A 6,340-nucleotide genomic window follows, 5' to 3' on the forward strand; every position below is an offset into this window, starting at 1 on the left:
ACGGTCTGTTCTCCTGGCTGGTCGGACGCAGCATCGTGCTCGATGCGGTCGCTTTTCCGTATCCACGCCCCGAGCCTGCGGAGGATTATGCGCTGATCTACACCGCCCAATCGACCTTTGATGCCCGGGAACTCGGCGCGCTCTTTGCGGCCAACCTGCTGGAATTGCCGATCCGTCGCGACGAGGCCGCCCTGCAAGCCTTTCTCGATGGCGCGCCGGGCAAGCTGACCACACTCTATCGGCGTGATCGCGAAATGGTGCTGCGCGTTCGTAACGCGCTGCGCGACAGCTTGCCGGCAGCGGTGGCACTGGCCGACATCGCCCGTTCATTGCATCTCTCGCCCAGGACGCTGCATCGGCGGCTGGAAGAAGAAGGTTCGAGCTTTCAGGCAATCAAGGATGCCCTGCGTCGTGACCTGGCCATTACTCGCCTGGCCAAGACCCGTCAGGGGCTGGCACAGATCGCCGCCGACCTGGGTTTCGCCGACAGCGCGGCTTTCTACCGCGCCTTCCTGAGATGGACCGGCATGGCACCCGCACACTATCGGCGACGCATGCAAGCCACTCTGGAGGGAGTGAAACCGCAGTGACCACGAAGGAACCACGCCAGCCTGATGCAGTTCAGGCGGTGGCGGGCGGGCAGCCGACGGCCGCGGCAGGACCGTCTAGTAGTTCGTACCGTCAATAAGATCACCAATGAAATTGATGCATTTCTCGTGTCAGGCAAGGCGCAAACCACAGCCATAGCCGTAGCTATGGCGAGGATTTGCAACGCCGCATGGCGCGAGAAGGCGCGATTTCATGCAATTGGTTTGGCGGAACGAACTACTAGCGGTCGGTCAGGAAACGGGTCGCGTCTTCGAGGTCGGCGTGCGTGCTGCCGCTGTACAGCGCATTGACGAACTTGCGCCAAATGAGATCCGGTTCGCCAAGCCGGAAGCCATACACTCCCATACCCGATTCCCGGGAAGCCGCAACCTGGATGCGTGACACTTCGGCCGGCCCGAGCTGGATCGTCACCTCACCCCAGACATTGATCGGCACGGCAATCAGCGTGTGTGCCTGGAATCCATAGCGCGAGAGCTGGACAATTTCGAGGTTCACCCTGTTTTCCTTGCCATCGGCGGTGACGATCGAGAACTTGGCCGGGCAGCGCACCGAAAATCGCCGATGCCGCCGACGCCCCTTGGGGTCCTGTGATTTCTCCGTAACCACCGGAAGAACGGCCCGATAGGCGGGCAGGTCGTAGATCGTATGCAGCAGCTCCTTCTTGCGATCGCTCAACTGACTGAACACCGTCGTTCGCTCATTGAAAAAGTAATTGAGCAAATCCGGGGTCAATACCGGGTCATTGGTGGTGTAGAAGCGCCGGGGAGGCAGCTTGATGTTGGGCAGCTTGACCTCGGTGAAGAAGGCATACAGATTTCGCTTCGGCGGTTTCTCGGCGTAGTGCTTGCGGAAGATCTCGGGAGCGGTCGTCAGATCGAGTGTCGCGCCGACCGCCGGCGCACCATTCACGAAATCGTAGTTTTCCACCACATTCTGGGTCAGGCGCCGGAAGAACAGGAGGGATTCATACATCTCGATGTGGCTCGGATTGACCGCAATCACCAGATGTCTGGTATCGAAGAAGGTCGTGCAATATTCATACATGAACTTCATCAGGGGGAACAGGATGCTGCCGCCGGTCCGCCGGAATCGTCGGTGAACCGCCAATGCCGAGACCTCGGCAATGTTTCCCTTCTTTTCGCGCAGCGCGGTCAGGTCGAAGATCCTCTGCAGGGGGAAGCCGAGGACGCTCTCCCTGATCAGCGACAAGGTGCCAACGACCTCGCCGTCGTACTTGGCGCACAGGGTCGTCGTCGTCGGCAGCGCATGGTAGATGGTGACGCGCATCCCGGACGGATCGGGTTTCATGAACCCGCTACTCACGTAGGCGTCATGCAGCAGGGTAAAGCAGGCCTCGAGCTCCTCCCGGGTGTCGGCGATCTTGAGCACCAGCCGATCGGTCGGCGTCGGGTCACAATCCACGAAGTTGCGGTAGACAGCAAAACGCCTTTCTCGCGGGAGAACGTTGAACAATCTCCTCAATGTCCCGCTCAGCAGCTTTCGCACCGGCAAGACTAGTTTTTTGATCATCTCCCTCCCCTCAGCAACGACCAGCGTCCGCTAGGCACGCTTTACCTTGCCGGTAAGAAGCCACGTCCAGTTCTGCATCGCTCACCGGTAATCAGACAGTTGACCGTACCCAAAATCCCGTCGATGGGTGCAAAAGTCTGACACCCTGCGCAGAACCCTTCATCATGCCCGTGCATATTACCCAAAAGCGCCGTCCTCTGCCGCTGCCTGTGCCGGGGCCGTTGGTGAAGTGTTGTCGTGGCCTGATTTCAACAGACACCTTGCCGGGAGGCTGCTGCCCCTGTGGAGGCAATGCCCCAACCTAACCGGCCATTGTCATAACTGCCTCAGTGGGCAAAGAAAGGGGCCGCCTGTTCGGCTGGCACCGGGCAAGATCTGTATCCCATTGAGACGGAAGTAAAATTTCATATCCCGTGACCTTTTATGTCAACGTTGTTGGCGCGTTTTCTACGGACCTCTTTTCGCAAGCTGTTTTTGCCAAGGCACGCCTGCAGGAGAAAGCGCTCTCACGAACAGGCTTCCTCAGTTTTCCCCGCCTGATCGCCTGCCTGCTCGGCGGAGGCCTCTCCAGAATGCAGTCTGAACTGGACGCGTTCCTCGCCCACCTGGCGAACCGCGCCGACCTGAGGCGAGAAGTCTCCGCGCAAGCCTTTGCCTAAGCCCGGATGCAGGTGTCGGCCGCCGCCTTCCCGCTCATCAACGATCATTTCCTTGCCTTGGTCGATGAGTAATCCGGCTTTCCCCTCTGGCACGGCCTACGCGTCGTCGCCGGTGAGGCCACAGTCCTGCGCTTGACCCTGTTCGGCAAGACCCGTGACGGCAAGTCATTCGCCCGGTGTTGGCCACAAGGCGCGCGTCCTCGTCACCTCACTCCCCGACCTGGACGCCTACCCCCGCCGCCCAATCCGGAGCGCCCTATCACTCGCGGTGGCGGATCGAGAAAGCCTTCAGACGGATCGAGCGCCGCCTGGCCCTGGAACACCTCGCGGGCATGTCCTGGTCGGCCGCTCAACAAGACTTCGGCGCAAAAATCCTCTGCAACAACCTCAATGCCCTTGCCATCCATGCCGCCAGTGAATCGCTCGATGCCAACGTCCGCGCACCTTACTTCATCAACCGGAGCGATGCTCTCGACAATATCACCTCCGTCTTCGACGAACTCATCAAGAACCTCGTCCAGATAAAACCAGCCCGCTCATATCCCAGAAACTGCACTCAAAAACCCCATTTATCACACGCTTATGCTTATAAAAATGGGGCAGGATAATGTCGTGACAGGTTGAGAGCATCGAGAAAATCAGGAAACTCGTGTCCAGCAGAACGGCTGCCGTCACTGGGCGCTATCCCGCAAATTTCCCAGCCATTCCGTCGCATTCGGCACGTCGGCCCAGGCGGCTGTTCCGCGGCTGACCATCTGTTGAAATTCGTTTTCGTCGTAAGCCGGCTGATATGCCTCGAACGCCAGCAAGCGAGGATTGCGAAGAACCCCGGTCAGCAGATTTTCCTCGGCGGAGATGTGCAGCAAGGCCGGGCGATAGAGACGATTCTGCTCTTCCTGTGCGAGCAATTCCTGCGTAGCGGCAACCACGAGAACAGTGCCGCCTTCCGTTTCAAGACGAACGTTGGCTCGGGTCTTGCCGCCCCAATCGACGATCCGGCCGGCCAGGTATTTTTCGACCTGAACCCACACATCCTCGACCCTGCGGAAGTCGGGCGATGAATCCACGGCGACGCGCACCTGTGCCGCAGCATCGGCAACCTTGTATTTCCGGTAAGGATTCTGCCGCACTGCTGTCTGCCAGCATTCGATAACGGCAGCGCGTTTCGCGTCGATCAGGCTCAACGGGACGTACTTCGGCCCGACCTCGGCATCGTTGATGCGGTCGCTGACGGCAAAGCGGAGTTCGTTGAGCGGTTCCATGAAGCCCATTGTAGGCCGAAGGCGGGGCTTCGTCAGCCGGAAAATAGGCCAGCCAGCAGGGCGTCGAAGGTCGCTTGGGCCTTGGTGGTGGCGGTGGATTGTTGGGACTGGATGGATTTAACTTCGCTGACCTTGGCAACGAAGTCGTCTTGTAGTTGCACAGAAGGAAGCAGCACAGGTATTTGATTCATAGCTGCCTGATTGATGCCGGAAATGGTGATGCCGGATATCCGACTCAACACGTGAGCCTTGCGGGTGCTCTCGTTGTTCAGATAGTTCAGAAGATATTCCGTTCTCACTCCATCTTGTCTCGGCGTCAGTCTGATAAAGGACGATTCAAACAATAGCGGTTCATCTGACTGCGGCACTCCACATAGTTTTGCGGCACCGTCAAAGTTCAGCGAACGCCTTGCCACTAATAGGTCAGTTCTTGTCAATCCATAGTCTTGCAACTGCTTTTCGTCCGCAAGAACTCGGCGCAAATGGCCTCGTTTCACTTCCCCATAGAAGGCATCGGACATATGAACCATTTCCACGCCGACACCTGATCCCTCCGACGCATATTTTTCTTTGGGGAGATACAAGCCATTCTTGAATGGCCGGGACAAAACATCTGGAAGCAATGCGACCGGCCACCCTTTCGGATTTGTCGCCGGATCGCCAAACATATCCAGAAATAGCGCCGGGATGAGTTCCGCCGCTTTCTTCTCGGCCTCTCGACGCAAGCGAACAATACCCTCGGCACGGGAAAGGAGATCAACGATGCGGCGCTGCTCGGGGAGTGGTGGGATTGTGATCATTTCCCGGTAAGCATCTTCTCGGGTAAGGCCGGGAACGCCTGTTGCCGTTTTCAAGCGAGAGAGGTCCAGTTGCCGAAGTAGGTAGAAAATAAACTTGATGTCAAAGGCAAAGCCCTCACGTGGCCTGACGTAGTAGGTGGTATCAATCGGGAAGCATGGGACTTCAACGAACTGCACCGCACCTGCGCTACCTTTGCAGGGCCTCCGCACTCGGCTGTCATAGCGGTCTGAGGCCAAGAATCCTGAGCCGAGCGTCGTCGTCCCAAGCGGCCCGTTTGCGCTTCAGGCGCAAGCTGGTCTTGGTGTTGTCGGTCGCATCGAGGCGAATCAGGTTGAGAACGATCTTCTTCAGGAGGGAGAGATTCTGTGGGGCGTTGTCCTTGCGCACGAGGCTGGCATCTTCGCCGAAGGTGACGTCGAGCACCCAGTGCAGTCGGTTCTCGACGCCCCAGTGGCTTCGCACGGCGGCTGCAAGTTGCTCGGCAGTCAGCTCGCGAGAGCTGATGTAATGGCGCCGATCGAAGCCCGATTCCTGGTCACCGATCTGGCGCAGGGAGTCGACTCGAGCGATCGTCCGGCACTTGGGCCAGTCCGCCAGATCAACGATGCCTTGCGCGGGCAGAACCGAGGCAACTTGTCCGACGATTCGACCGCGCGACTTGTGGGCTTGCCCGTGACGATCCACCGCCGCGCATCCAAACTGGTCAATGAACTCGGTCTCGATGGCTGCGAGGAGCGTCGGCTGGTTGCCTTTGACTGCCAGCAGGTAGTCGCCCCCTTGATCGGTGATTTGACGGGCAATGCTCTTCTGGCACCCCATGGCATCGATGGTGACCAGCAACCCATTGATATACAGTGCTTTGAGCAGTTCCGGGATGGCGGTGATCTCATTGCTCTTGCTGGCGACCTTTTCCTGGCCCAGCACGATGCCCAACTCCGTCCCGAAGGCGCTGACCATATGAATCGCCGTCTCGCCGCCACTGCCCGAACCGCGCACCGTCTTGCCATCGACCGCAACGCCGCCCCTCAGGGCGCCCACCACCTCGGCCACCCAGCGGCGGAATGCGGCCTCAAATTGCTTCGGGTCCAGCGCTCGGAAGATCCGCAGAAACGTCTCCTCCGAGGGGACGCCGTTCTTGAGCACCAGGAACTCGCGCAACCAGACCTCCTTCGTCCGTCCCCAGTACGCGATGTCTTCAATGGTGTCACAATCGGACAGCGCGGCTGCCAACGCGATCACGAGAATCTCCACGAAGTCATGCAGCGTCCCGTTGCTCGGTTTGCGCGGATCGTCCACTTCCTTCAAGCAGCACATCAGGCTTGCCCTCTTCGTCACCATCATTTCGGTCGCCCAAAAGACGAGAGTAGACCTGATGTCGATAGGGTTTACAAGCTATCGGCATAAGCTCATGAATGTAAACGATTTTCCTTCCTCGGGTATGACCCAAGGGAAGATGTCATCCGAGTGCCGAGGCCCTGC

7 protein-coding genes are annotated in these 6,340 nt (G+C 58.7%); 3 read left to right on the forward strand and 4 right to left on the reverse strand.

The features are described from left to right. Positions 1–590: AraC family transcriptional regulator (locus JNK99_RS03615; RefSeq protein WP_291848746.1), on the forward strand; the 590-nt coding region annotated here is incomplete at its 5' end. A 238-nt stretch (positions 591–828) separates the two neighbouring features. Here JNK99_RS03615 and JNK99_RS03620 read toward each other — a convergent pair. Further along, positions 829–2,139, reverse strand: coding sequence for a GNAT family N-acetyltransferase (locus JNK99_RS03620; protein ID WP_291848748.1), 1,311 nt, complete (start codon positions 2,137–2,139; stop codon positions 829–831). Positions 2,140–2,552: 413 nt separating this feature from the next. Here JNK99_RS03620 and JNK99_RS03625 point away from each other — a divergent pair, with 413 nt between their 5' ends. Both JNK99_RS03625 and JNK99_RS03630 read left to right on the forward strand, forming a co-directional pair. Beyond that, entirely contained in the window at positions 2,553–2,798 is a 246-nt protein-coding gene (locus JNK99_RS03625; RefSeq protein WP_291848750.1) for a hypothetical protein, read from the forward strand. A 332-nt stretch (positions 2,799–3,130) separates the two neighbouring features. Next, positions 3,131–3,406, forward strand: coding sequence for a hypothetical protein (locus tag JNK99_RS03630; protein WP_291848752.1), 276 nt, complete (start codon positions 3,131–3,133; stop codon positions 3,404–3,406). Positions 3,407–3,469: 63 nt separating this feature from the next. Here JNK99_RS03630 and JNK99_RS03635 read toward each other — a convergent pair whose 3' ends face one another. The 3 genes from JNK99_RS03635 to JNK99_RS03645 form a co-directional block, all read right to left on the reverse strand. Continuing rightward, a complete protein-coding gene (locus JNK99_RS03635) occupies positions 3,470–3,982 on the reverse strand; it encodes a hypothetical protein (protein ID WP_291848754.1) in 513 nt (170 codons plus the stop codon). A gap of 110 nt (positions 3,983–4,092) precedes the next feature. Further along, positions 4,093–5,070 (reverse strand): restriction endonuclease subunit S, encoded by a 978-nt coding sequence (locus JNK99_RS03640; RefSeq protein WP_291848756.1) that lies wholly within the window; start codon positions 5,068–5,070, stop codon positions 4,093–4,095. A gap of 7 nt (positions 5,071–5,077) precedes the next feature. Beyond that, positions 5,078–6,175 carry an ISAs1 family transposase gene (locus tag JNK99_RS03645; protein ID WP_291848758.1) on the reverse strand — a complete coding sequence of 366 codons (1,098 nt, stop codon included), beginning with the start codon at positions 6,173–6,175 and terminating at the stop codon, positions 5,078–5,080. Between the last annotated feature and the right edge of the window lie 165 nt (positions 6,176–6,340).

This window comes from Accumulibacter sp., assembly GCF_016789985.1.
Lineage (GTDB): Bacteria > Pseudomonadota > Gammaproteobacteria > Burkholderiales > Rhodocyclaceae > Accumulibacter.